Here is a 21,839-nt window from a genome sequence, read left to right as displayed (position 1 = left end):
CTCACCAAGCTACTCTCATGGGATTGTCCGCTCAGTCCGCGAACTGCCCGGCCGCCTTGATGATCGGGGCCCAGCGGTCGACTTCGCTCGTCAGCATCGCGCCCAGCGCCTCGGGCGTCGCCTTGTCCTGCGGCACGGGCTCGGTGTTGATGTCGTTGAACCGGGCGATCAGCGCCGGATCCTTGAGCGCCGTCTGCAGCGCGGCCGTCAGCTTCTGCACGACCGCGGGCGGAGTGCCCTTGGGAGCATAGAGGCCATGCCAGACGCCGAGCTCGAATCCCTTGAGGCCCGCCTCATCGGCCGTCGGCAGATCGGGCAGACTCTTCAGCCGCTCCTTGGTGGTGATCGCATAGGCCTTGACCTGCTTGGCCGTGATCGGCCCGGTGGTGTTGGTCGCCTGGTCGCAGGTGAGATCGATCTGCTTGCCGAGCAGATCGTTCATGATCGGACCGTTGCCCTTGTAAGGCACCGTGGTGAGCTGCTTCTGGATCGCCGTCATGAACAGCATGCCGCAGAGATGCGATGCCGCACCTAACCCGGCATTGGCGTAAGTCAGCTTGTCGCCCTGCTGCTGGGCGTAGGCGACCAGTTCCTTGAGCGTGTTGGCCGGAAAGTCCGGACGCGCAATGATGGTCATCGGTGCATTGGTCACGAGGCCGATCGGCGCAAACGCCGTCTTCGTGTCATAGCTGAGATTGCGATACAGCGTCGCGGCGGTCGAGATGCCGACGTGATGGATCAGCAGCGTGTAGCCGTCGGGCTGGGCGCGCGCGGCGCGGGTCGTGCCGATGGTGCCGCCGGCGCCGGTCGCGTTCTCGACGACGATTTGCTGTCCCAGCGACTTCCCCATGCCTGCGGCCGTCAGGCGCGCGATGGTGTCGGTCGGCCCGCCCGCCGCGAATGGAACCAGCATGGTGATGGGCCTCGTCGGATAGTCCTGGGCAACGGCCGCGCCGAGCGGCAGAAGCAGAGCCGATACGAGGGCAATCGAGAACCGCATAGTCTCCTCCAGATTTTATCGCTCCATATGAGCGCATTCCTGGCTGCAAGACCATCAGGAAAGCTTCTCATCAGAAACGTGCAGCAATTGTTCGGCCGCAGCGGCGTTCCGGGAACATGTCGCGAAGAGTTGCCCGTCAATTCCGCCTGCTCGCCGTGCGCTAGGTCTGGCTCTCTGTCTCGCTCTCGAGCCTCGTTCGCAGGTCCGCGACGATGCGATGAACGGTTTGCAGGTCCTTGACCGGAAGCCCCTCCGAAAGGCCGTTGACCCACGGCGCCTGCAAAGCCATGGCGGCATCGAAAGCATGCCGCCCCTTGTCGGTCAGGACGACAAGCTGCGCTCGGCGGTGATGCGGATTGGCCTCGAAAGCAACGAGGCCTTCCGCGTGCAGGTCATTGACGATCCGCTGCACGTTCTGGCGATTGGCACCCAGATCGCGGGCAAGCCAAGCCACCGGCTGGGGACGCTCCGCATGCACGATGGCGCCGAGAATCTGCCAGCGAGCGCTCGTGAGCCCGAGCTGGGCCACCAAGCGGTCCCCTGCGGTCAGGAGCAGGCTGTTCAGCCGGAACAGGTCAAGCACGAGGTTCGACAGAGCATCACCGGCCGGCGTTCGCAAGGATTTCGGCATCCGTCACCATAAACCGTTATTGACATCATGATGTCAAATAATTACTACGTATAGTACCACATTGACACCATATTGCCATATCGAACGGAGCCTGCCATGGCCCACCTACGCCCTCTGGACCCTAACTTTCCCATTGAACGTCAGCTTGGCATCGACACCAGCCCCGCAGTGCTGGTGAATGTGTTCACGCTCGACAAGACCGACGAGCAGAGCTTCCTCCAGGTTTGGCAGGACGATGCAGCCTTCATGAAGCGGCAGCCGGGCTTCATTGCCACCCAGCTTCACCGCGCAATCGGCGATAGCCCGACATATCTGAACTATGCCGTCTGGGAATCGACTGCCCACTTCCGGGCCGCGTTCACACATCCTGAGTTCAGATCGAAGATCGCAGCCTATCCCTCCTCCGCCGTCGCCTCTCCGCACCTGTTCGAGAAGGTCGCCGTGCCCGGCATCTGCGTCGCGTAGCTCGCCTTAAAGAACAGCAGGACCCGATGACCAAGATCATTCACCCCGTCGCGGGCGTGGTCGCGCTGACGACCATTGCGACCTTCTGGCTCTCCACGGCTCTCTCCGAGCTATTCGCATCACACGCGAGCGTAACCCTGGTGAAGACAGCCATCCCCTGGGGCTTCCTGTTGCTGGTTCCGGCGCTGGCGGTGACGGGAGGTTCGGGTTTCTTTCTGGCAAAGGGACGGCGCGCTGGCCTGATCGGCGCGAAGATCAAGCGCATGCCGTTCATTGCGGGCAACGGCATCCTCGTTCTCATTCCCGCCGCCTTGTTTCTTGCCTCCAAGGCAAACGCCGCGGAGTTCGACACCACGTTCTACACAGTGCAGACTCTCGAATTGTTTGCCGGCGCGATGAACATCGTTCTTCTCGGCCTCAATATGCGTGACGGCTTCAAGATGAAGGGCCGCTTCCGCGCTCCCCAACCCGATCGCTTCAACACCAAGCCGATGCTCTGAGGTTCGCGCGCGAAGCGGACTTCCGATCGGGGCCGCCCACGCTCGCCCGTGTCCTTCAGAACCACGGCATCGATGCCGCTATTCGAGCAGATGGCGATTTACGGAGCAGCACAATAGCTTCTCCGATGCGCGCAGCCGATCCGTTATGGTGCAGGCGATCCGCGCTTACGCGTGCTTCTTCGGCTTTGGCTTGGTCGCCCTCGGCACCGGTTGCGGATCGGGGTTGCCCTCGATTGACGACAGACGTCCAGCCGTGAACGTGTAGATGCCGGCGCGCGGTCCCATGGCCCAGGTGACGACGGCAACGCGGCGGCCGACGGCATCATTGGAGAGATTGACGTTCGATGGCGCGCCGATGCCGCGCACCACGTCGCATTCGGTGTGGCCGAGCGCGACCGTGCCGCCCGTCGGCGCCGGCGCCGTCGTCGATGCATTGGCATCGGCCGGTCCGGGAGGCGGCGCCATGCCGGGACAGCCGCCGTCGGCGCTGACGAGATCCTCAGCTCCGACCGCCTTGTCGGGGGTCAGCGGCGGGGATTCGATCGAGATGTTCTTGATGAAGAGACGGCTGGGCGTGTTGAACCATTGTGCGTCCTTGGACAGCAGATCGGTCCCCGAGCAGCCCGCGACCAGCGGTGCTACGGCAGCCAACGCAACTATGAGCGACTTGGGAAGCTTTTGATGTCGCACGATAAACCAAATTCCCCGCGTGAAGGACCAGCCCTAAGCGATTGTCCCAACATCACTTTGCGGCACGAAGGTGACAAAAGCCAGCATCGCCCGAAAAGTGCAAATTATCATTAATTGCGAAGGACCCCTAATTCCGACGCTGCCATCGGCCCCGCTCGTCGGCCTGCCAATAGGTGACATCAAATCCCCGCTCCTTGCAATCCGTCCAGGCGCTGCGGGCGAGCGCGAGTGCGTCCGGATCGTCGCCGTTGAACAGCAGCACCATGCGCGCATAGCCCTGCGCGTCCTGCGGCAGGGCGGCATTGTCGACCAGGAAGCGGACATGGGCGCCGTTGGGATTGCCCTCCTCGATCGCCAGCACGATCGGCTGATCGGCGGCATCGTTCACGCGCCATGTCGCGTGCGGCAGGAAGGAATCGTCGCGATAGGTCCATAGATGCGCGTCGAGCGCATCGGCCCGCTCTTCCGAGGTCGACTGCACCACGACGCGCCAGCCGCGCTCGAGCGATTTCTCGAGAAGCGGCGGCAACACGTTCTCCACCGTCATGTTTTGCAGATGATAGAACAGGACTTCGGTCATCTCAGGTCATTTGCGCTCGTAATGGTCGGCGACCAGGCGATCGAGCAGGCGGACGCCATAGCCGCTTGCCCAGCTCTGGTTGATGTCGGTCTTCGGCGCGCCCATGGCGGTGCCGGCGATGTCGAGATGGGCCCAGGGCGTGCCGTCGACGAAACGTTGCAGGAACTGCGCCGCGGTGATCGAGCCGCCATGGCGGCCGCCGGTGTTCTTCATGTCAGCGAACTGGGAATCGATCAGCTTGTCGTATTCGGGACCGAGCGGCATGCGCCAGACCTTGTCCCCGCTCTCGATGCCGGCCGCCAGCAGGCGTTCGGCGAGCTCGTCGTTGTTGGAGAACATGCCGGCATGCTCGGTGCCGAGCGCGACCACGATCGCACCGGTCAGCGTCGCCAGATCCACCATGAATTTCGGCTTCACCTTCTTGGCGACGTACCAGAGCACGTCGGCCAGCACGAGCCGGCCTTCCGCGTCGGTGTTGATGATCTCGATGGTCTGGCCCGACATCGAGGTCACGATGTCGCCCGGCCGCTGCGCGTTGCCGTCGGGCATGTTCTCGACGAGGCCGATGGCGCCGACCACGTTGACCTTGGCCTTGCGCGCGGCAAGCGCGTGCATCAGGCCGACGACGCAGGCCGCGCCCCCCATGTCGCCCTTCATATCCTCCATGCTGCCGGCCGGCTTGATCGAGATGCCGCCGGTGTCGAAGCAGACGCCCTTGCCGACGAAGCTCACCGGCGCCTCGCCCTTCTTGCCGCCGTCCCAGCGCATGATCACGGTGCGGCTCGGCCGCGCCGAGCCCTGGCCGACGCCGAGCAGCGCGCCCATGCCGAGCTTCTGCATCGCCTTGACGTCGAGCACCTCGACCTTGACGCCGAGCTTGCGGAGCTGACTGGCGCGGCGCGCGAATTCCTCGGGGAAGAGCACGTTCGGCGGTTCGTTGACGAGATCGCGCGCGATGATCACGCCGTCGACGACGTGGCCGGCCGGGGCAAACGCCTTCTTCGCGGCAGCGGCATCGCCGACAGCAAGCGTGATGTCGGCGCGCGAACCGCCCTCCTCGCCGTCCTTCTTCTTGGTCTTGTAGCGATCGAACTTGTAGGCGCGCAGGCGCAGGCCCGAGGCGATCGCAACCGCCTGCTCGCTCGTCATGGCACCACTTGGCAGTTCCGCCATGATGGTCATGGCGGCCGCCCCGGCGGCAAGCTTGCCCGCCGCCACACCGCCGAATTTGAGGAAATCGTTCGCCTTCAGGCCGGCCGCCTTGCCGGCGCCGATCACGAGCAGACGGGTGGCCTTCACTCCTTCCGGCGCCAGGATGTCGAGCGCAGCCCCGGTCTTGCCCTTGAAGGCGGCGGCGACGGCCGCACGCTTCACGAGTTCGATAGCGCCGCCCAGGGCCTTGGCCGTCGCCGGACCGACCTTCAGACTGTCGTCGCAAAACACGACCAGGATGCCACGGGCGGCGGCAGACAACGGGACAAAGCCGACCTTGATGGCATCGGACATGGGTAACTCCTTCAAAAATCTTGGTCTTTTTGCTGGTCACGGTTCCTGGCCAGGGCCGGACCTGAACGGCGATTCACTAAGCCTCCCGCACTATGGGCCAGCGCCCCGGCAGATGCCAAGCACCCCCCGTGGCCTCAAGGCAACAACGAGGGAAATATTAACCATATTATGAGGGTGCCACGGGGCAGCCATTTTGTTGACGGATCAAAGGGATGGTAGTGAGAGAGTGAGCTGGCGGAAGAGGCGCTCGCCAACCTTGGGGATCCCCTGATCGGGGATTGGTTGGACAGCGGAGTTTCGGCCGACATTGGGGACTTGGTGGGATTCGTGCGGTAGCGCATGGGGTCGATCGATAGGTATATCTTCCGCACGACGCTGGCGTCGTTTGCGCTGATCCTGGTCAGCCTCACCGGCGTGATCTGGATTACGCAGGCGTTGCGCGGCATCGACCTGATGACGAGCCAGGGACAGACCATCCTCACCTTCCTGGGCATCACCAGCCTCGTCGTGCCGGCCCTGGTCCTGATCATCTCGCCGATCGCGCTGATGATCGCGATCTCGCACACGCTGAACAAGCTCGCGACCGATTCCGAGATCATCGTGATGAATGCCGCCGGCCTGTCGCCGTTCCGGCTGTTCTATCCGTTCTTCTACGCCACCTGCGTGGTGGCGCTGCTGGTTGCCTTCATCGCGGCCTATCTCGCCCCCGACGGCATGCGGCGGATCAAGCAGTGGGATGCCGAGATCACCGCGGACGTGCTCACCAACATCCTGCAGCCCGGCCGCTTCGCCCAGCTCGACAAGAACCTCACGATCCGGATTCGCGAACGCCAGCCCGGCGGCATCCTTGCCGGCATCTTCATCGACGACCGCCGCGATCCCAACGAGCGCGTCTCGATCGTCGCCGAGCACGGCGAGGTCGTGAAGAACGAGACCGGCTCGTTCCTGGTGTTGGAGACTGGCAATCTCCAGCGCTTCGAGGCGGGCAAGCGCGATCCCGCGCTGGTGGCGTTCGGCCGCTACGGCTTCGACATGTCGAAGTTCTCCAACCAGGGCCGCGACGTCACCCTCGGCATCCGCGAGCGCTATCTCTGGGAGCTGCTCGCGCCGTCCGACAACGACCCCGTCTACAAGCAGATTCCCGGCCAGTTCCGCTCGGCCCTGCATGACAGCCTGCTCGCGCCGATCTATCCCTTCGCCTTCGCCGTGCTGACCTTCGCCTTCCTCGGTGCGCCCCGCACCACCCGCCAGAGCCGTAATTTCTCGATCGGCACTTCGGTCGTTGCGGTGTTCGGCCTGCGCATGGCCGGCTTTGCCTGCTCGGTCATGGCGGTGAAGTCGCCGAGCCCGGTGCTGGTGCAATATGCGATGGTCATGGGCGCCATCGGCGTCGGGCTGTGGATGATCATCCGCGGCGTCGTGGTCGAGCCGCCCCCTGGCCTCATGGAGGCCATCAACAGGTCGAACGCGCGCATCGCGCAGCTGTTCGGACGGCCAGCCACCGCATGAGCATGCTCACCAACACACTCGGACGCTATTTCGCCGGCCGCTTCGTGGTCGCGGCGCTCGGCGTGTTCGCGGGCATTTTCCTGCTGCTGGTGCTGGTCGACTACATCGAGATGGTGCGCAAGACCTCGGGGCTGGCGTCCGCCTCGGCGCTCATGGTGGCCGAGACCTCGCTGTTCAGGGTGCCGCAACTGCTGGAGAAGCTGACGCCGTTCTGCATGCTGATCGGCGCCATGACCTGTTATCTCGCCCTCTCCCGCCGGCTCGAGCTCGTGGTTGCGCGCGCCGCCGGCATCTCCGCATGGCAGTTCATTTCACCGGCGCTCGGCAGCGCGCTCCTGATCGGGGTGATCGCAACCGTCGCCTACAATCCGATGTCGGCGAATCTGCGTGAGCTCTCCAAGCGCATGGAAGCCGAGTTGTTCGGCTCGGCGCCCGGCGGCGGCATCCAGGACGCTTCCGGCTTCTGGCTCAATCAGGTGACCAGCGACGGCCAGACCATCATCAACGCCGCGCGCAGCGAGCAGCAGGGCGTTCGACTCACCGGCCTGACGCTGTTCCGCTTTGACACAGACAGTCACTTCAAGGAGCGGATCGAGGCGCGCGAGGCGACACTGGAGTCCGGCCACTGGCTGTTCAAATCCGTTCGCCGCTTCTCGCTGGACTCCCCGCCGATCGACCAGGCCACCATGGAGATTCCAACGACGCTCACCGAGGCGCAGGTCCGCAACAGCTTTTCCACCCCCGAGACTGTGTCCTTTTGGCAACTACCGAGCTACATCCGCTCATCCGAGAGCTCAGGCTTCGCGACAGCCGGATACCGACTCCAGTATCAGAAGCTTCTGGCACAGCCGTTTTTGCTTGCGGCCATGGTGATGCTCGCGGCCTCCGTGTCGTTGCGCTTCTTCCGGATGGGCGGCGTGCAGAAGATGGTTTTGAGTGGCGTGGGCGCAGGCTTTCTGCTCTACGTTCTGTCGAAAGTGACTGAAGACTTGAGCAAGGCTGAGTTGATGCATCCGATCGCTGCGGCGTGGTTGCCCGTGGTGGTGGGCGGCCTCACCGGCTTTTTGGCCTTGTTGTACCAGGAGGACGGTTAGTGACTGCCGTCCATCGAGGACCCGTGTCTCGTTTGACGCGCCGCATCGTGATGCGCGCGAACGGGTTCGGCTTGTCTCTTCGCAGGCTCATGATGGCTGTGGCTGCCGTGGCATCGCTCGGCGCGCTGATCGACGTTGCTGCCGTGGCCCCCGCCTCGGCCCAGAGCTTCACCTATAATCCGCTGCCGCCGCGTCCGAAGCCGCCGAAGGCCGCCAACGACAACCAGATGCTGGTTCAGGCGACCGAGGTCGACTACGACTACAACAATTCACGCGTCTCCGCGGTCGGTAACGTTCAGCTGTTCTACAACGGCACCAGCGTCGAGGCCGACAAGGTCATCTACGACCAGAAGACCAAGCGGCTGCATGCCGAAGGCAACATCCGCATGACGGATGCCGACGGCAAGATCACCTATGCCGAGATCATGGATCTCTCCGACGATTACCGCGACGGTTTCGTCGATTCGCTGCGTGTGGACACGGCCGACCAGACCCGCATGGCCGCGAGCCGCGCCGACCGCTCCAGCGGCAACTACACAGTGTTCGAGAACGGCGTCTACACGGCCTGCGCGCCGTGTAAGGACGATCCGAAGAAGCCGCCGCTGTGGCAGGTCAAGGGTGCGCGCATCATCCATGACCAGCAGGAGAAGATGCTGTATTTCGAGACGGCGCAGATCGAATTCTTCGGTGTGCCGCTCGCTTACATGCCCTATTTTTCGACGCCCGACCCGACCGTGAAGCGCAAGAGCGGCTTCCTGATGCCGGGCTATGTTTCCGGCACGACGAACACGGGCTATGGCGTCGAGGTTCCCTATTATTGGGCGATCGCGCCCGACATGGACGCGACCATCAACCCCCGCTTCTTGTCGCGGCAAGGCGTGCTGCTGCAGGGAGAATTCCGGCAGCGCCTGATCGACGGCGCCTACCAGATCCGCGCCTATGGCATCGACCAGCTCGATCCCGGCGCGTTCTCCGGGCAGCCGGGCGACAAGCAGTTCCGCGGCGCCGTCGACACCAAGGGTCAGTTCGCGCTGAACGACAAATGGGTCTGGGGTTGGGACGGCGTCCTGATGTCCGACTACTATTTCTTCTCGGACTACCGGCTCTACCAGTACCGCGATCCGCTCGGCTCGTTCCTGCTGCTGCCGACAGAGGCGCTGTCGCAGCTCTATCTGACCGGCGTCGGCAACCGCAGCTTCTTCGACGCGCGCACGATGTACTGGCTGAGCTATTCGGGTAACCAGAGCCAGGTGCCGATCGTCTATCCGGTGATCGACTACTCCAACGTGCTCAACTATCCGGTGTTCGGCGGCGAGTTCAGCTACAAGACCAATTTCGTGAACATGTCGCGTGACCAGGCGGTGTTCGATCCGATCACCACGATCGCGAACACCAACAGCCTGTGCACGACGGCGTCGGCCGATCCGCTCGCCCGCACGCCGTCGCAGTGCCTGCTGCGCGGCTTCCCCGGCACCTACACCCGCCTCACGGCCGAGGCGCAGTGGCGCAAATCCTTCACCGATCCGCTCGGCCAGATCTGGACGCCGTTCGCCAGCCTGCGCGCCGACGCGATCAACTCCTCGGTTTCCAACCAGCCGGGCGTGTCGAACTATCTCCCCGTCGGCGACACCCAGGCGTTCCGCCTGATGCCGACCGTGGGCCTGGAATACCGCTACCCTTTCATCAACATTCAGCCCTGGGGCTCGACCACCGTCGAGCCGATCGCGCAGATCATCATCCGGCCGAACGAGACCTATGCCGGCAAGCTCCCGAACGAGGACGCCCAGAGCATGGTGTTCGACGCCTCGAACCTGTTCAGCGTCGACAAGTTCTCCGGCTACGACCGCGTCGAGGGTGGCGGCCGCGCCAATGTCGGCGTGCAGTCCACCACGCAGTTCGACAAGGGCGGCGCCGTCAAGGCCCTGTTCGGCCAGTCCTACCAGCTGTTCGGCATGAACTCCTTCGCGGTCCAGGACCCCATCAATACCGGCCTCAATTCCGGCCTGGACAAGCCGCGTTCCGATTACGTCGCGAGCGCCAGCTACTCGCCCAACAGCACCTACACGTTCAGCGTTCGCTCCCGCATGGACGAGCAGACCTGGAACGTGCAGCGCTTCGAGGCGGAAGGCCGCGCCAACTTCAATCGCTGGGCGGTCAGCGTGCTGTACGGCAATTACGCGGCGCAGCCGGAGCTCGGCTATCTGACCCGCCGCGAGGGCATCCTGACCTCGGGCTCCATAAAGCTCGCGACCAACTGGGTGGTGTCGGGCTCGGCGCGGTGGGACCTCGAGGCCAACAAGATCAACCAGTATGTGCTCGGTGCCGGCTATGTCGACGATTGCTTCGTGCTGGCGGCGAACTACGTAACTTCGTATAGCTACTCGGCGGGCACCGCGCCGCCCGTCCTGAGCCATGCGTTCATGTTCCAGATCGGCCTGCGCACGCTGGCGACCTCGTCGACGACCAGCAGTTCCGCCGGCCTCCAGTGAACGGTTTGAAGTGCCGGCCGCGCTTGCCCCCATCACAGGCTCGACGCGGCTGACATGCGAGCGACAATCATGACGACCCCATTGCCCGTCTTCCGCCTTCTCCTCGCCATCGCTGCCGGACTGGTCCTGACCGGACTGCCCTCGCCGTCGCGCGCGCAGAACATCGTCGTCATGGTCAACGGCGACCCGATCACCGATTTCGACATCGAGCAGCGCTCCAAGCTCGACCAGCTGACGACGCAGAAGACCCCGAGCCGGCAGGAGGTCATCAACGAGCTGATCGACGACAAGGTGAAGATGAAGGAGGGCAAGAAGTTCGGGGTCGATCCCGGCGTCTCCGACATCAACCAGTCCTACGAAGGCATGGCGCAGCGCATGCGCATCACGCCGGACCAGCTCACCAAGTCGCTCGAATCCAAAGGCGTGCGCCCCGAGACGCTGAAGGGCCGCATGAAGGCCGAGATGGTCTGGACCAGCCTCGTGCGCGGCCGCTTCAAGGAGAAGCTGCTCGTCGGCGAGCGCGACGTCGCGCAGGCCGTGCAGGCCCAGACCGGCGACAAGCTCCAGATCGAGGGCACCGAATACAAGATGCAGCCGATCGTGCTGATCGTGCCGCGCGGCTCGTCCGCCGCGTTCCTGGAAACACGGAAGAAGGAAGCCGAGAGCTATCGCGCGCGCGTCGGAAGCTGCGAGGAAGCCAACTCGCTGTTCCGCTCGACGCCGAACGCCACCATCCGCGACAGCGTCACCAAGACCACCGCGGAGCTGCCCGAGGCGCTGCGCAAGGTGCTCGACGACACCCCGATCGGCCATTTGACGGCGCCCGAGATGACCAAGAACGGCATCGAGATGGTGGTGCTGTGCTCGCGCAAGCCGACCATGATCGACACGCCGAAGAAGCGCGAGGTCCGCGAGAAGATGTATCAGGAGAAGTACGAGAAGACCCAGAAGGCCTATCTCGACGAACTCCGCAAGGCGGCGATGATCGAATATCGCAACCGCTGATGGCCAATCGCGCAGCCAAACCGCATACCCTTCCCCTTGCCCTGACCCTGGGAGAGCCCGCCGGCATCGGCCCCGACATCACGATCGCAGCCTGGCTCCGGCGCCGTGAACTGAACCTGCCCGCCTTCTATCTGCTCGGCGACGAGGCGCTGATCGCCCGGCGCGCCAAGGCGCTCGCCGCCGCGCTGGGTGCCGACGTCAAGACCGCGGCGGTGAGCCCGGACGAGGCCGCTTCCGCCTTCATTGACGCCCTCCCGGTGGTCGCCACCGGCGAGCGCGCAACCGCCGAGCCCGGGACGCCCGACGCATCGAGCGCGCCGGCCGCGCTCGCCTCGATCCGGCAGGCGGTCACCGATGTCCGCGAGGGCCGCGCCGGCGCCGTCGTCACCAATCCGATCGCCAAGAGCGTGCTCTACCGCTCAGGCTTCCGTCATCCCGGCCACACCGAATTCCTCGCCGAGCTCGCTGCGGAAGGCGGCCGCGTGCCGCAGCCGGTGATGATGCTGTGGTCGCCGCGGCTCGCGGTGGTGCCCGTGACCATCCACGTCTCGATCCGCGATGCGCTGGCAGAGCTCACCAGCGAGCTGATCGTCTCGACTGCTCGCATCGTCGCGGCCGAGCTGAAATCCCGCTTTGGCATCGCGCAGCCGCGCATCGCGGTCTCCGGCCTCAACCCGCATGCCGGCGAGGACGGCTCGCTCGGTCACGAGGAGCAGACGATCATCGCCCCCGCACTCAAGACGCTGCGTGGCGACGGCATCGAGGCCAGGGGCCCGCTACCCGCCGACACCATGTTCCACGAGGCCGCGCGCAGCACCTATGACTGCGCCATCTGCATGTATCACGACCAGGCGCTGATCCCGATCAAGACCGTCGCCTTCGACGACGCCGTCAACGTCACGCTCGGCCTGCCTTTCATCCGCACCTCGCCTGATCACGGCACCGCCTTCGACATCGCCGGCACCGGCAAGGCCAATCCGGCCAGCCTGATCGCGGCGCTTCAGCTGGCCAGCCGCATGGCGGCTTCGCAAAGCTGATGAGCGCGATCGACGACCTCCCGCCGCTCCGCGAGGTCATTCGCCAGCACGCGCTGTCGGCGCGCAAATCGCTCGGCCAGAATTTCCTGCTCGACCTCAATCTCACCGCCCGCATCGCGCGCGCGGCAGTGCCACTCGAAGATTCCACCATCGTCGAGATCGGCCCGGGCCCGGGCGGGCTGACACGCGCGCTGCTCGCGCTCGGCGCGAGGCGCGTCATCGCCATCGAGCATGACGAGCGGGCGATCCCGGCCTTGCAGGATATTTCCGCGCGCTACCCTGACAGGCTCGAGATCGTGCATGGCGATGCCATGACCTTCGATCCCCGCCCGCTGCTCAATGGCGAACGCGCGAAGATCGTCGCCAACCTGCCCTACAACATCGCGACCCAGCTCTTGATCGGCTGGCTCACCACCGAGCCCTGGCCGCCCTGGTACGACATGATGGTGTTGATGTTCCAGCGCGAGGTCGGCGAGCGCATCGTCGCGCGCGAGGACGAGGAGGCCTATGGCCGGCTCGGCGTGCTCGCCAATTGGCGTTGCGAGACCAAGATCCTGTTCGACATTGCGCCGTCCGCCTTCGTGCCGCCGCCCAAGGTCACCTCCTCCGTCGTGCGCCTCACGCCGCGCGCCGAGCCGCTTGCCTGCGATCGCAAGCTGCTCGAGCAGGTCGCCGCGGCCGCCTTCGGTCAGCGCCGGAAAATGTTGCGGCAGAGTCTGAAGTCGCTGGGCGTCGACCCCGCGCGGCTCGCTGCGGCCGCCGGCGTCGATGCGACGCGGCGCGCCGAGACCATTCCGATCTCGGGCTTTGTTGCCATGGCCTGTGAATTGGCCAATATACGAACCGAAACAGAGCGATAATTTCGGAGGAAGAAATATGGCGTTGATGCGTCGGCAGTCCCTGGTCAAGTTTGATGCGCCGCTGTGCGAGACCATCGTCGACACGCCGAAGCCGAAAGGCGCCGAGGTGCTGGTGCGGATCGAGCGCTGCGGCCTCTGCCATTCCGACCTGCACATCCAGGACGGCTATGCCGATCTCGGCGGCGGCAAGAAGCTCGACACCACGCGCGGCATGACGCTGCCCTTCACGCTCGGCCACGAGATTGCCGGCGTCGTCGACGAAGTCGGCCCCGACGTCGCCGCCGGCCTCGTCGGCGCGAAGAAGGCCGTCTTCCCCTGGATCGGCTGCGGCCACTGCCGCGACTGCGCCAATGGCGACGAGAATCTCTGCGTGAAGCAGCGCTTCCTCGGCGTCTCCATCGACGGCGGCTTCGCCACCCACGTGCTGGTGCCCGACGCGAAATATCTGCTCGACTACGATCCCCTGCCCGTCAACCAGGCCGCGACCTTGATGTGCTCCGGCGTCACCGCCTATGGCGCGCTCAAGCGCCTGGTCGACCGTCCGCGCCAGCGCAATCTGCTGCTGATCGGTCTCGGCGGCGTCGGCATGATGGGCCTGTCGTTCGCGCAGGCGATGTTCAAGCAGCCGATCACGGTCGCCGACCTGTCGCCGGCCGCGCGCGACACCGCGCTGAAGAGCGGCGCAGCCAACGCCTACGATCCGTCCGAGCCCGACGTGATCAAGCGCATCCTGAAGGAGACCGAAGGCGGCTTCGACGAGATCGTCGATTTCGCCGGCAACGAGAAGTCGATGGCCTTTGCGGTCGCGGTCGCCGCGCGCGGCGGCAAGATCGTGGTCTCCGGCCTGATGGGCGGCCAGTTCACATTGCCGATGGTGCAATGGGTCTACAAACGCATGACCATCGAGGGTTTCATGGTCGGAACGCTCAAGGAGGCCCAGGAGCTGATGGCGCTGGCGCGCGCCGGCAAGATCAAGCCGACGCCGATGCGCGAGGAGCCGATGGGCGACGTCCAGAAATGGATCGACGAGCTTCGTGCCGGCAAGGTCGTCGGCCGCATCGTGCTGAAGAACTGAGCCGCACGCAGCGGGCCCGACGCAAGTTGGGCCCGCGTGACGGAACGCCTGCTGCCCCGCCGCGTTGGCAGCCCATGTCCATTCGTTGCACCGTCGAAAGCGCATTCTTCATCGCCTGGAGCTGCCTGGAGCAGAGCGGCGAGCTCGGTCCGCCGGACGAGAGCGCCAACGTCATTCTCGACGCCATCGAAGGTCAGCTCAGAACCGGCGAACGCCGGCAGCTGATGCTCGCCAACAAGGCGATCGACGCCTATCGCGCGCACGCAGCGCTGCACCGATCTTCGTGGAATCGCGAAGCACGCTTCGGGTGATGATCGTCGCCGCCCCTCGGGCCGCCGGCCCAGCGGCGTTTTGGCGGATTGAGGCCGGCGGTCCTCGGGCAAAGCGCACGGAATACGGCGCTCGGCGCCACATGCTACGCCAATCCGCAAGCGCGCTATGTTCACTCCTGAACAGACCTCGCCAGATCAGCGCTGCGCTAAGAACGCGCATGCAGACTCGCCCCTACCAACTTCCGGGAGTCCAAGCCCGCGCGCTAGCATCTCAACTATGCACGGCCGCTTGTGTGCACTTTGGAACCGTCGGTTCCGCTGCGGAAACGTAGGGTTCTGGCTGGCGCCGATTCCCGGCCAGCCCAGAGAAGAAACTGTGACCGGTCGGCCCCCGAACGATCTGCTCCGGCAGCTCACCCACCAGGATTTCGAACTGCTCGCGCCTCACCTCCAGCCGGTCGAACTCGCGGCGAGCCACGTCCTGCATCACGCCGGCGACGACGTGGCGGCGGTACACTTTCCCTGCGGTTCCGCACTGGTATCGTTCGCCGTGCCGGTCGAGGACGATCGCGAGGTCGAAAGCCTGCTGGTGGGCCGTGAGGGTGCGGTGGGCCTTGCCGCAGGCCGCAACCCTTCGCTCGCATATTCGCGCATTGTCGTGAAGCTGGGCGGCACCCTCGTCCGGCTGCCACTGCGCGCACTCGAGCAGGCACAGCAGCGGTCGGCCACGCTTCAGGAGGTCTTTTCGCGCTACGCCGACTGCCAATTCGCGCAGCTGCTGCAGACGGCGGCCTGCAACGCCGCTCATTCGATCGAGCAGCGCGCCGCCAAATGGATCATCTCCGCGAAAGAGAGTATCGGCGGGGCCGAGATCCCCCTCACCCACGAGCAACTCGCCGGCATGCTCGGCGTCTCCCGCAGCTATGCCAGCCGCGTCATCCAGATGTTCAAGGCAAGGCGCATCCTCGCGACCCGCCGCGGCGCCATCCTGATCCTCGACGGGACAGCGCTCGAAGCCAGAGCCTGCAGCTGCAACGATTGGGTAAGGAAGCATTTTGATGAGGTGCTGGGCGGAGCAACACCTGCCGATGGCTAAAGCGCGATACGATCAGGATGCATTCGTCATTCGCGCTTCAGGTTGTCGTTCGAGCTTGATCTTTTCGGAAAACCGCTGCGCACTTGTCCGGATCATGCTTTAGCGCCGTTGCGGCTCACGTCTCCGGTGGCGACTGACGCTTCAGATGCAGATAGGCCGGGCTGAAATCGCCGAGCCGCTGCAGCTCGCGCCATTTCAGGACGATGAGCTCCCCGTCGCGCAGATCCATCGCGCCGCCCCGTCTAAGGTCAGCGAGCGTCCGGTTCACCGTCGCGATCGCCATGCCCAGCGTCTCGCCGAGCTGCACCAGGCTGATCGGCAGGCGGAAGCGATTGCCGCGGATGAGCTGCGCGGCGCGGGCGCGGTAGAACAGCTCGCAGAACAGGTGCGCCATGCGCGCCTGCATCGGCCGGGCGCTGTTGTTGGTGATGGCCTCGCGGAAGATCGAGGCATCGAGCAGCGTCTCGCGCCAGACCGAGAGCGCGAAAGTGGGCCGGCGCCGGAAGGCCGTGAACAATTCGCGATGCGGAATGAAGGCAACCGAGGCGTGCCCGAGCGCGGAGAGCCCATGGTCCATCTGGTCGATGAACAGGCCCTGGGAATCCGGCAGGTCACCGGAGATATGGAACGCGAGATATTGCCGCCCCCCGCTGCCGAGCAGATGGTAACGCGCCACCATGCCGGAGACGACCAGCGCCGAATGTTCGGGCTCGTCACCCTGGCGGATGAAATCCTCGTTGGGCGCGACATCGCGCTGCGTAAAGGTGAGCGCGCGGATCTCGTCGAGATCCTCCCCGGTGAGCGCGGTGTGCTCGCTCAGGTTCCGGATCAGCACGTCGTGGGCTTTTTCCATGAGACCACCAAAAATCGCGCCGGATCTATCAAATGATACTTCTGGCCTCGGTTCAGCGGACTAGAACGCGAGACGGACGCACAGGTTGCTAATCCGTTTGCGATCGTACGGGTCGCACCCACACCACACCTCGATCACCAACCGAGCCGGTCCTTCTCATGAGCCCTACGACGATCCTGGAGCGCATCCGCGGCCTGTTCGCATCCGAGACCAGCGAACACCTCGACTGCATCAGCGATGCCTTCGAAAAAGGCACGCTGCGCGAGCCGGCGCATCCGATGTCGGATCAGGAACTCGCCCACGCCATCCGCGAGTTCCGCAGCACCGAGGTCTCCGACTGGACCATCGCAAAGCTCTCGCGGCGCTTCATCGACGTGCCGCGAGACTGCTGAAGCACGCGCGAGGCTCATGCCGCATCCGAAGTTCATCGCGCGTCTCCAGGCCATCGAAGGCCTGTCCGAGGACGAACGCCGGCAGATCGCGGGCCTGCCGTCCACGCTACGCCAGGTCGCGGACGGCGAGATCGTGCTGCGTCAGGGCGAGGCCGCCGCGCGCTGCGTCTTCGTCGTCAGCGGCTTCCTCTACCAGGCCCGCATCGTCGGCGATCGCAGCCAGATCCTCGCGTTCCACGTTCCCGGCGACATGCCCTGCCTGCACACGCTGCTGGTCTCGCCGACGGATGCGGACCTCGTCGGCCTCGGCCCGACCGTCGTCGGCTACGTCGGGCACAGCCAGCTCCGCCAGCTGCTCGACGGCTCGATCCATCTGACCCGCGCGTTCTGGCGCGAGACGCTGATCGATGCGGCGATCTCGCGGCAATGGATCGCCCGGCTCGGCGCGCAGGCGGCCTTGCCGAAGGTCGCGCATCTGATCTGCGAGCTCGCGGCGCGGCTGGAGATCGTCGGCCTTCTCAAGGACGCCTGCTTCCAGATGCCGATGACGCAGCGGCACGTCGCCGATGCCTGCGGCCTGTCGATCGTGCACGTCAATCGCACCATCCAGGAACTGCGGCATCGCGGATTGATCGCATGGGAGGGCAACGAGATCGAGCTGCTGCAGCCCGACGAGTTGCGCAGGTTTGCCGATTTCACGCCCGACTATCTGACCTGAGCGCGGTGGGTGAGCGCGGAGAATGGGTGAGCGGAGCGCTACCCCTCGCGTCACGAACGCGACCGCGCGGTCCGCCATGATGTGAGCAGCGGACCCCCGCGGCCGAGGACAGGATCCGACTTCGGCTTGCGGACCTTGGCGATGCGCGTGACGGCATCGAGACGCTCTCGCATGTCGGTGCACTCGTCGTACGTCCCGTCCTGCGGATACGCTCCGACGACCCCGAAGTCCCGGCTGGATTCGATCAACCGGTGTCCGGTGCCGGCGGGCAGCACCAGAACGTCGCCGGCTTTCACACGGAGGATGCGCCCCTTGATCCCGCCGCACTCGACCCTGGCGGTGCCGCGCGCCACGCCCATCACTTCGTGGATCTGCGAATGATAATGGACGAAGTCATACACGGTGTCCCGCCACGACCGACCCCAGCCGTTTGTATCGAACAGCGTGTCGATGATGACCTCGGGGGGAAAGCGCCTGGACTTCAGATTCACCGCGCCGCGATAGAGCAACACCGGAAAACGCGGATTGTTCGGCACGATGCCATCGTCGCGAAAGCGGAAAGCTGCCGGCTTCCGGGGCCGCACCAGCGCCCGCAGCGTTGCCGCATCGGGATGCTCCTCCACCAGCTTCTTGGCGAGATTCCTGATCTGGTCCTTGATCGGCATGGCCTGTCCTCAGCCACGATTCAACGACGGCGGGGGTGAGAAGTTTCCAGGCGAACGGGCTCGATCAGCAGCAGGGCTCACCCCATCCTGCGGGCTGCAGCCTCGATGCAGCCTGGACAACTCGCGCGTCGCACTGGTTCATGCGGGTCCCCACAACAGCTGAGACCGGCCGGCTCTCTATCGCACCGCGAACGGCGCCTGATAAGGCCGGCCGAACGGCACGCCGTTGATGACAGTCTGGACCGGCTTGAGCTGGGCCTTGCCGTCTCTCTTGTTGTTGCGGGTGTCGAGGAAGCTGACCGGCCCCTCCACCAGCTCCATGATGGCGACGTCGCCGGGCGCTCCGACTTGCAGGGTGCCGATCTTCGGCGCGCGATTGATGATCTTCGCCGGAGCCGTGGTGGCCATCGCGACCACCTGCTCCAGCGTGAAGCCCAGCGTCATGAACTTGCTCATCACGTTGGGCAGGAACGGGATGCCCGGCGAATTGCCGGAGAAGACATGGATATCGGAGGAGATGGTGTCCGGCGTGCATCCGCCGGGGATCGCCACTTCCGCCACGGTGAAATCGAAGCTGCCGCCGCCATGACCGACGTCGAAGATGACGCCACGCTGCTTCGCCGCCAGGGCCGCTGGCAGCAGCTTGCCCTCCTGGACGATATTGGTGAAGACGTTGGACATGTTCGGTGCGCCCGAATAGGCATGGGTCAGCACGTCGCCCGGGCGGAGCAGGTCGAGGATCTGCGACATCAGCTCCTTGGACTCGACGCCGCCGATATGCACCATCATCTTCGCCGGCCAGCCGCACATCTCGCAAGCCTGGATGCCGCGCTTCAGCGGCTCGAGCCCATGCTTGTAGATCACGTTCTCCGACATCCGCACTTTGACCCCGAGCAGGAAATCAGCGTTCTCGGCGAGCGCCATCGCGCAGGCTTCGGTCTGGGCGACGTCGATATTGTACAGCTCCGCGACCGGGAACGCCGACAGGCCGTTATTGGCGATATGGACGAAGGCATACATCCGCGCCCGCGTCTGGGCCACGATGAACCGGCGCAGCGCCGCCAGATTGTTGACCCCGGCGTCGCCCGCGGACACGACGGTTGTCGTGGCCTGGAATTGCACCAGCTCGTCGGCGGGAATACCGATTGCCGAGCCGTAGGGGTAGACGTGACTATGCAGATCGATGAGACCGGGCATCACGAGCTTGCCTGACGCGTCGATGCTCTTCAGCGCGCGCTCGGCCGGGATCGCCTCCTGTACCGTTTCGATCACGCCCCAGCGGATGCCGATATCGCGTCTGGCGCGCAGCGACTGGCTGGGGTCGAGCACCTCGCCGCCCCGGATCACCAGATCGTACTTGTCGTTCGGCCCCATCGCGGCGCCGGCGGGCGCGGCGAGACCGACAACTGCGGCTGACGTCGACAATGCCAGGAAATCGCGGCGTGACAACACGGACATGACGGCCCCCCATGCGCTTTTATTGGCGGCTACGGCCCCGCCTTGACGAGCAGATGCGCTTCTGCCGCCAACGTACGAGACCGGAATGAATGGAATTGGAATTGAAGCATCTTCGCGCGGATGATCCAATCCTATGACTGCACACGAGCCCTGAGGAGCCGCGAAATTTTCCGGAATCGCGTGAACCTTCCTGGGAAGAGCGCCGACTAAGCGAGCACATCCGCCGGGCCGCTTGGGTCATTCGTGGCGATGGGCCGTTTGCGCCATGCAGAACGGCAAGCAGAACTGACGGCGGCTCCCGAGAGGCGTCGGGCAAAACACCCGGTCAAGCCCTTGGCGTAAAAATATTCCACTTTCCCGAATTTCGGATTTATGGCATATCCTCGCCCATCCCGGCCCCTGCCAAAGGGGCGCTTCGCGATCGTCACGAGATGCGGGCCGGGTGGCGGTGGACGCGGTAGCGCCGGCGCGGCTCAGCATGATGACAGGGCGGGCAACCGTGAGTCCTCAGGCGACGCGATACGACACGGCGCGGTCACAGCGGTTTCGTCGATGCCTGGGGGCGAGCACACGCAAGCCTTCCGGGTATTTCGGCGGGATCGTCCGCGGACGGAGAAGTCGTGTGGTCCTGACGCCCGGGGTCTGTGCGTCAAGGCTTGCGGTGATGCGGCGGCCCGACCGGGCACGCGCATCGATCATCCGCAAGGCGACGGGGGCAATAGTGCATCGCTCCCCGGGGAGAGCACGAAGGACACCGTTAAAACCAGCCGCGCAGGGAAGGCCGGGCGACCGGCATCACCTGTGGTCCACCCCGTGTGCATCTTCGTCGCGCACGGACTTGCGGGTGCCGCCGGCGCCCGGCCTTCCCTGCGCCCTTTGGTCTTCAAGGAGCGCGAACGACAGCAAGCCTCGGGCGAAACGCGCCGCGAGAGCGCGAAGGCGTGTCTGCACCACATACTCGGTGTCATCGCAGACAGCGTCACTTGGAGCGGGCTGCAACCTCATACTCCGTTATTGCGAGCGCCTCAGCCTCCTCGGCTCTCGTGCCCCGGACGCAGCGCAGCGCCCCTTAGCGGTGCGCTGCAGAGCCGGGGCCCATGTCGCAGCGGCGCGCGGGCAGCGCTGGGTCCCGGCTCTGCGCAGCAGCGTAAGAACGCTGCAGCGCGTCCGGGACACGTGTGTGGGTACCACCGTCTCTCGCACCACTTTTCGCGCGCGCCGGGCTGGTAGAGTGGCGCCATTATTTTGGGGAATTTTGATGCGCGCGAGGATTTTCAATCGCGTTTTGGGGCTGGCGACGCTGGCCTTGCTTGTCGGCACTGCGGACGAGCTCAATTTCGACCCTGATACCCCCGACGGACTCACTCGCGCGATCACAAAGCTCCAGCAGCGGATTTCGATGGCGCCGAATGGAGAGCCGACCGAGGGCCTGTTGCTGCGCATGCGCAAGATGGAGGATCTCAAGCCCTGGGGCTCGATCGTCTACGGCCCGGACAACAGCAAATGGGGCATCTCGTGGAACCACGCCTCGCGGCGCGCGGCGGTGGCGGAGGTGGCGGGTTTGACGGCGCCTGGGTGGTCACCAGTGTCGGCTGCGGCGGCACCACGTCCGGTGCGGTCGTCGTCTCCTCGGGCAAGGTCATCGGCCAGGGTGTCACTGGCACCGTCAGCCCGAGCGGCTCGGTCAGCACGGTCGGTCAAGGCGACGGCGTGACCTTCACAGGCTCCGGCCGTCTCGGCGCTCGCAGCGGTTCCGGAACCTGGCGGCGCTCCGATGGCTGCGGCGGAACCTGGAGCTCGGCGAAGCAGTAACGCGCAAGGAAATGCCTGATCTCGCGGCGGAACGAACGCGCCGCAAGCCCAATTCAAGCCACATCCTCTCCGGATTTGCGGCTCATTGCCACCCAAGTCTTTGATGACAAAGGGCTGGTTAAGAGTTGCGTC

At 64.9% G+C, this 21,839-nt stretch carries 22 protein-coding genes; 14 read left to right on the top strand and 8 right to left on the bottom strand.

Features of this window, described 5'->3' with window-relative positions:
- Positions 1 to 31 precede the first annotated feature (31 nt).
- Positions 32 to 1,000 carry a tripartite tricarboxylate transporter substrate-binding protein gene (locus XH81_RS36210; protein WP_018317545.1) on the bottom strand — a complete coding sequence of 323 codons (969 nt, stop codon included), beginning with the start codon at positions 998 to 1,000 and terminating at the stop codon, positions 32 to 34.
- Between the two features lie 160 nt (positions 1,001 to 1,160).
- Positions 1,161 to 1,631: a MarR family winged helix-turn-helix transcriptional regulator gene (locus XH81_RS36205; RefSeq protein WP_028145000.1), complete on the bottom strand. Its 471-nt coding sequence runs from the start codon at positions 1,629 to 1,631 to the stop codon at positions 1,161 to 1,163.
- A gap of 96 nt (positions 1,632 to 1,727) precedes the next feature.
- On the opposite strand from XH81_RS36205, the gene XH81_RS36200 reads away from it, so the two are divergent.
- Positions 1,728 to 2,096: an antibiotic biosynthesis monooxygenase family protein gene (locus tag XH81_RS36200; RefSeq protein ID WP_026201869.1), complete on the top strand. Its 369-nt coding sequence runs from the start codon at positions 1,728 to 1,730 to the stop codon at positions 2,094 to 2,096.
- Between the two features lie 26 nt (positions 2,097 to 2,122).
- Positions 2,123 to 2,596: a hypothetical protein gene (locus XH81_RS36195; protein WP_028145001.1), complete on the top strand. Its 474-nt coding sequence runs from the start codon at positions 2,123 to 2,125 to the stop codon at positions 2,594 to 2,596.
- Positions 2,597 to 2,761: 165 nt separating this feature from the next.
- Here XH81_RS36195 and XH81_RS36190 read toward each other — a convergent pair whose 3' ends face one another.
- From XH81_RS36190 to XH81_RS36180, 3 genes are all read right to left on the bottom strand, one after another.
- Positions 2,762 to 3,247, bottom strand: a complete 486-nt coding sequence (locus XH81_RS36190; RefSeq protein ID WP_028145002.1) for a hypothetical protein — start codon at positions 3,245 to 3,247, stop codon at positions 2,762 to 2,764.
- Between the two features lie 166 nt (positions 3,248 to 3,413).
- Complete coding sequence (locus tag XH81_RS36185) at positions 3,414 to 3,866, bottom strand: DNA polymerase III subunit chi (RefSeq protein WP_018317550.1); 453 nt, start codon at positions 3,864 to 3,866, stop codon at positions 3,414 to 3,416.
- Positions 3,867 to 3,872: 6 nt separating this feature from the next.
- On the bottom strand, positions 3,873 to 5,372 hold the full coding sequence (locus XH81_RS36180; protein ID WP_028145003.1) for a leucyl aminopeptidase: 1,500 nt from the start codon (positions 5,370 to 5,372) through the stop codon (positions 3,873 to 3,875).
- A 339-nt stretch (positions 5,373 to 5,711) separates the two neighbouring features.
- Between XH81_RS36180 and lptF the strand changes: the two genes are divergently transcribed.
- The 9 genes from lptF (at position 5,712) to XH81_RS36135 (ending at position 15,809) form a co-directional block, all read left to right on the top strand.
- Positions 5,712 to 6,881 (top strand): LPS export ABC transporter permease LptF, encoded by a 1,170-nt coding sequence (lptF, locus tag XH81_RS36175; RefSeq protein ID WP_028145004.1) that lies wholly within the window; start codon positions 5,712 to 5,714, stop codon positions 6,879 to 6,881.
- Positions 6,878 to 7,975, top strand: coding sequence for an LPS export ABC transporter permease LptG (lptG, locus tag XH81_RS36170; protein ID WP_028145005.1), 1,098 nt, complete (start codon positions 6,878 to 6,880; stop codon positions 7,973 to 7,975). Before lptF ends, lptG begins: the two co-directional genes overlap by 4 nt.
- Positions 7,975 to 10,464 carry an LPS-assembly protein LptD gene (locus tag XH81_RS36165; RefSeq protein ID WP_028145006.1) on the top strand — a complete coding sequence of 830 codons (2,490 nt, stop codon included), beginning with the start codon at positions 7,975 to 7,977 and terminating at the stop codon, positions 10,462 to 10,464. Before lptG ends, XH81_RS36165 begins: the two co-directional genes overlap by 1 nt.
- A gap of 69 nt (positions 10,465 to 10,533) precedes the next feature.
- The gene (locus XH81_RS36160) at positions 10,534 to 11,469 is read left to right on the top strand and encodes a SurA N-terminal domain-containing protein (protein ID WP_028145007.1); all 936 of its coding nucleotides are present in this window, start codon (positions 10,534 to 10,536) and stop codon (positions 11,467 to 11,469) included.
- Positions 11,469 to 12,506 carry a 4-hydroxythreonine-4-phosphate dehydrogenase PdxA gene (gene pdxA / locus XH81_RS36155; protein WP_028145008.1) on the top strand — a complete coding sequence of 346 codons (1,038 nt, stop codon included), beginning with the start codon at positions 11,469 to 11,471 and terminating at the stop codon, positions 12,504 to 12,506. The genes XH81_RS36160 and pdxA overlap by 1 nt, the downstream gene beginning before the upstream one ends.
- Positions 12,506 to 13,366, top strand: a complete 861-nt coding sequence (gene rsmA / locus XH81_RS36150; RefSeq protein ID WP_028145009.1) for a 16S rRNA (adenine(1518)-N(6)/adenine(1519)-N(6))-dimethyltransferase RsmA — start codon at positions 12,506 to 12,508, stop codon at positions 13,364 to 13,366. The genes pdxA and rsmA overlap by 1 nt, the downstream gene beginning before the upstream one ends.
- A gap of 16 nt (positions 13,367 to 13,382) precedes the next feature.
- Positions 13,383 to 14,441, top strand: coding sequence for an alcohol dehydrogenase (locus XH81_RS36145; protein WP_028145010.1), 1,059 nt, complete (start codon positions 13,383 to 13,385; stop codon positions 14,439 to 14,441).
- Positions 14,442 to 14,515: 74 nt separating this feature from the next.
- On the top strand, positions 14,516 to 14,752 hold the full coding sequence (locus XH81_RS36140; protein WP_028145011.1) for a hypothetical protein: 237 nt from the start codon (positions 14,516 to 14,518) through the stop codon (positions 14,750 to 14,752).
- 337 nt (positions 14,753 to 15,089) lie between these two features.
- Positions 15,090 to 15,809, top strand: coding sequence for a Crp/Fnr family transcriptional regulator (locus XH81_RS36135; RefSeq protein ID WP_028145012.1), 720 nt, complete (start codon positions 15,090 to 15,092; stop codon positions 15,807 to 15,809).
- A 115-nt stretch (positions 15,810 to 15,924) separates the two neighbouring features.
- Here XH81_RS36135 and XH81_RS36130 read toward each other — a convergent pair whose 3' ends face one another.
- Positions 15,925 to 16,662 carry a Crp/Fnr family transcriptional regulator gene (locus XH81_RS36130; RefSeq protein ID WP_038946518.1) on the bottom strand — a complete coding sequence of 246 codons (738 nt, stop codon included), beginning with the start codon at positions 16,660 to 16,662 and terminating at the stop codon, positions 15,925 to 15,927.
- A 158-nt stretch (positions 16,663 to 16,820) separates the two neighbouring features.
- On the opposite strand from XH81_RS36130, the gene XH81_RS36125 reads away from it, so the two are divergent.
- Both XH81_RS36125 and XH81_RS36120 read left to right on the top strand, forming a co-directional pair.
- Entirely contained in the window at positions 16,821 to 17,054 is a 234-nt protein-coding gene (locus XH81_RS36125) for a hypothetical protein (protein WP_028145014.1), read from the top strand.
- Positions 17,055 to 17,070: 16 nt separating this feature from the next.
- Positions 17,071 to 17,772, top strand: coding sequence for a Crp/Fnr family transcriptional regulator (locus tag XH81_RS36120; protein ID WP_028145015.1), 702 nt, complete (start codon positions 17,071 to 17,073; stop codon positions 17,770 to 17,772).
- Between the two features lie 50 nt (positions 17,773 to 17,822).
- Here the strand turns inward: XH81_RS36120 and XH81_RS36115 are convergent, their stop codons facing one another.
- Positions 17,823 to 18,437, bottom strand: coding sequence for a cupin (locus XH81_RS36115; RefSeq protein ID WP_038946517.1), 615 nt, complete (start codon positions 18,435 to 18,437; stop codon positions 17,823 to 17,825).
- Positions 18,438 to 18,614: 177 nt separating this feature from the next.
- Entirely contained in the window at positions 18,615 to 19,895 is a 1,281-nt protein-coding gene (locus XH81_RS36110) for an amidohydrolase family protein (protein ID WP_038946516.1), read from the bottom strand.
- 1,515 nt (positions 19,896 to 21,410) lie between these two features.
- On the opposite strand from XH81_RS36110, the gene XH81_RS36100 reads away from it, so the two are divergent.
- Positions 21,411 to 21,707: a hypothetical protein gene (locus tag XH81_RS36100; RefSeq protein ID WP_244429075.1), complete on the top strand. Its 297-nt coding sequence runs from the start codon at positions 21,411 to 21,413 to the stop codon at positions 21,705 to 21,707.
- Positions 21,708 to 21,839 lie beyond the last annotated feature (132 nt).

This window comes from Bradyrhizobium sp. CCBAU 25360 (assembly GCF_028128695.1).
Taxonomy (GTDB): domain Bacteria; phylum Pseudomonadota; class Alphaproteobacteria; order Rhizobiales; family Xanthobacteraceae; genus Bradyrhizobium; species Bradyrhizobium ottawaense.
Note: the sequence above shows the minus strand (reverse complement) of the source record. Positions and strands in the feature narration are given on the sequence as shown.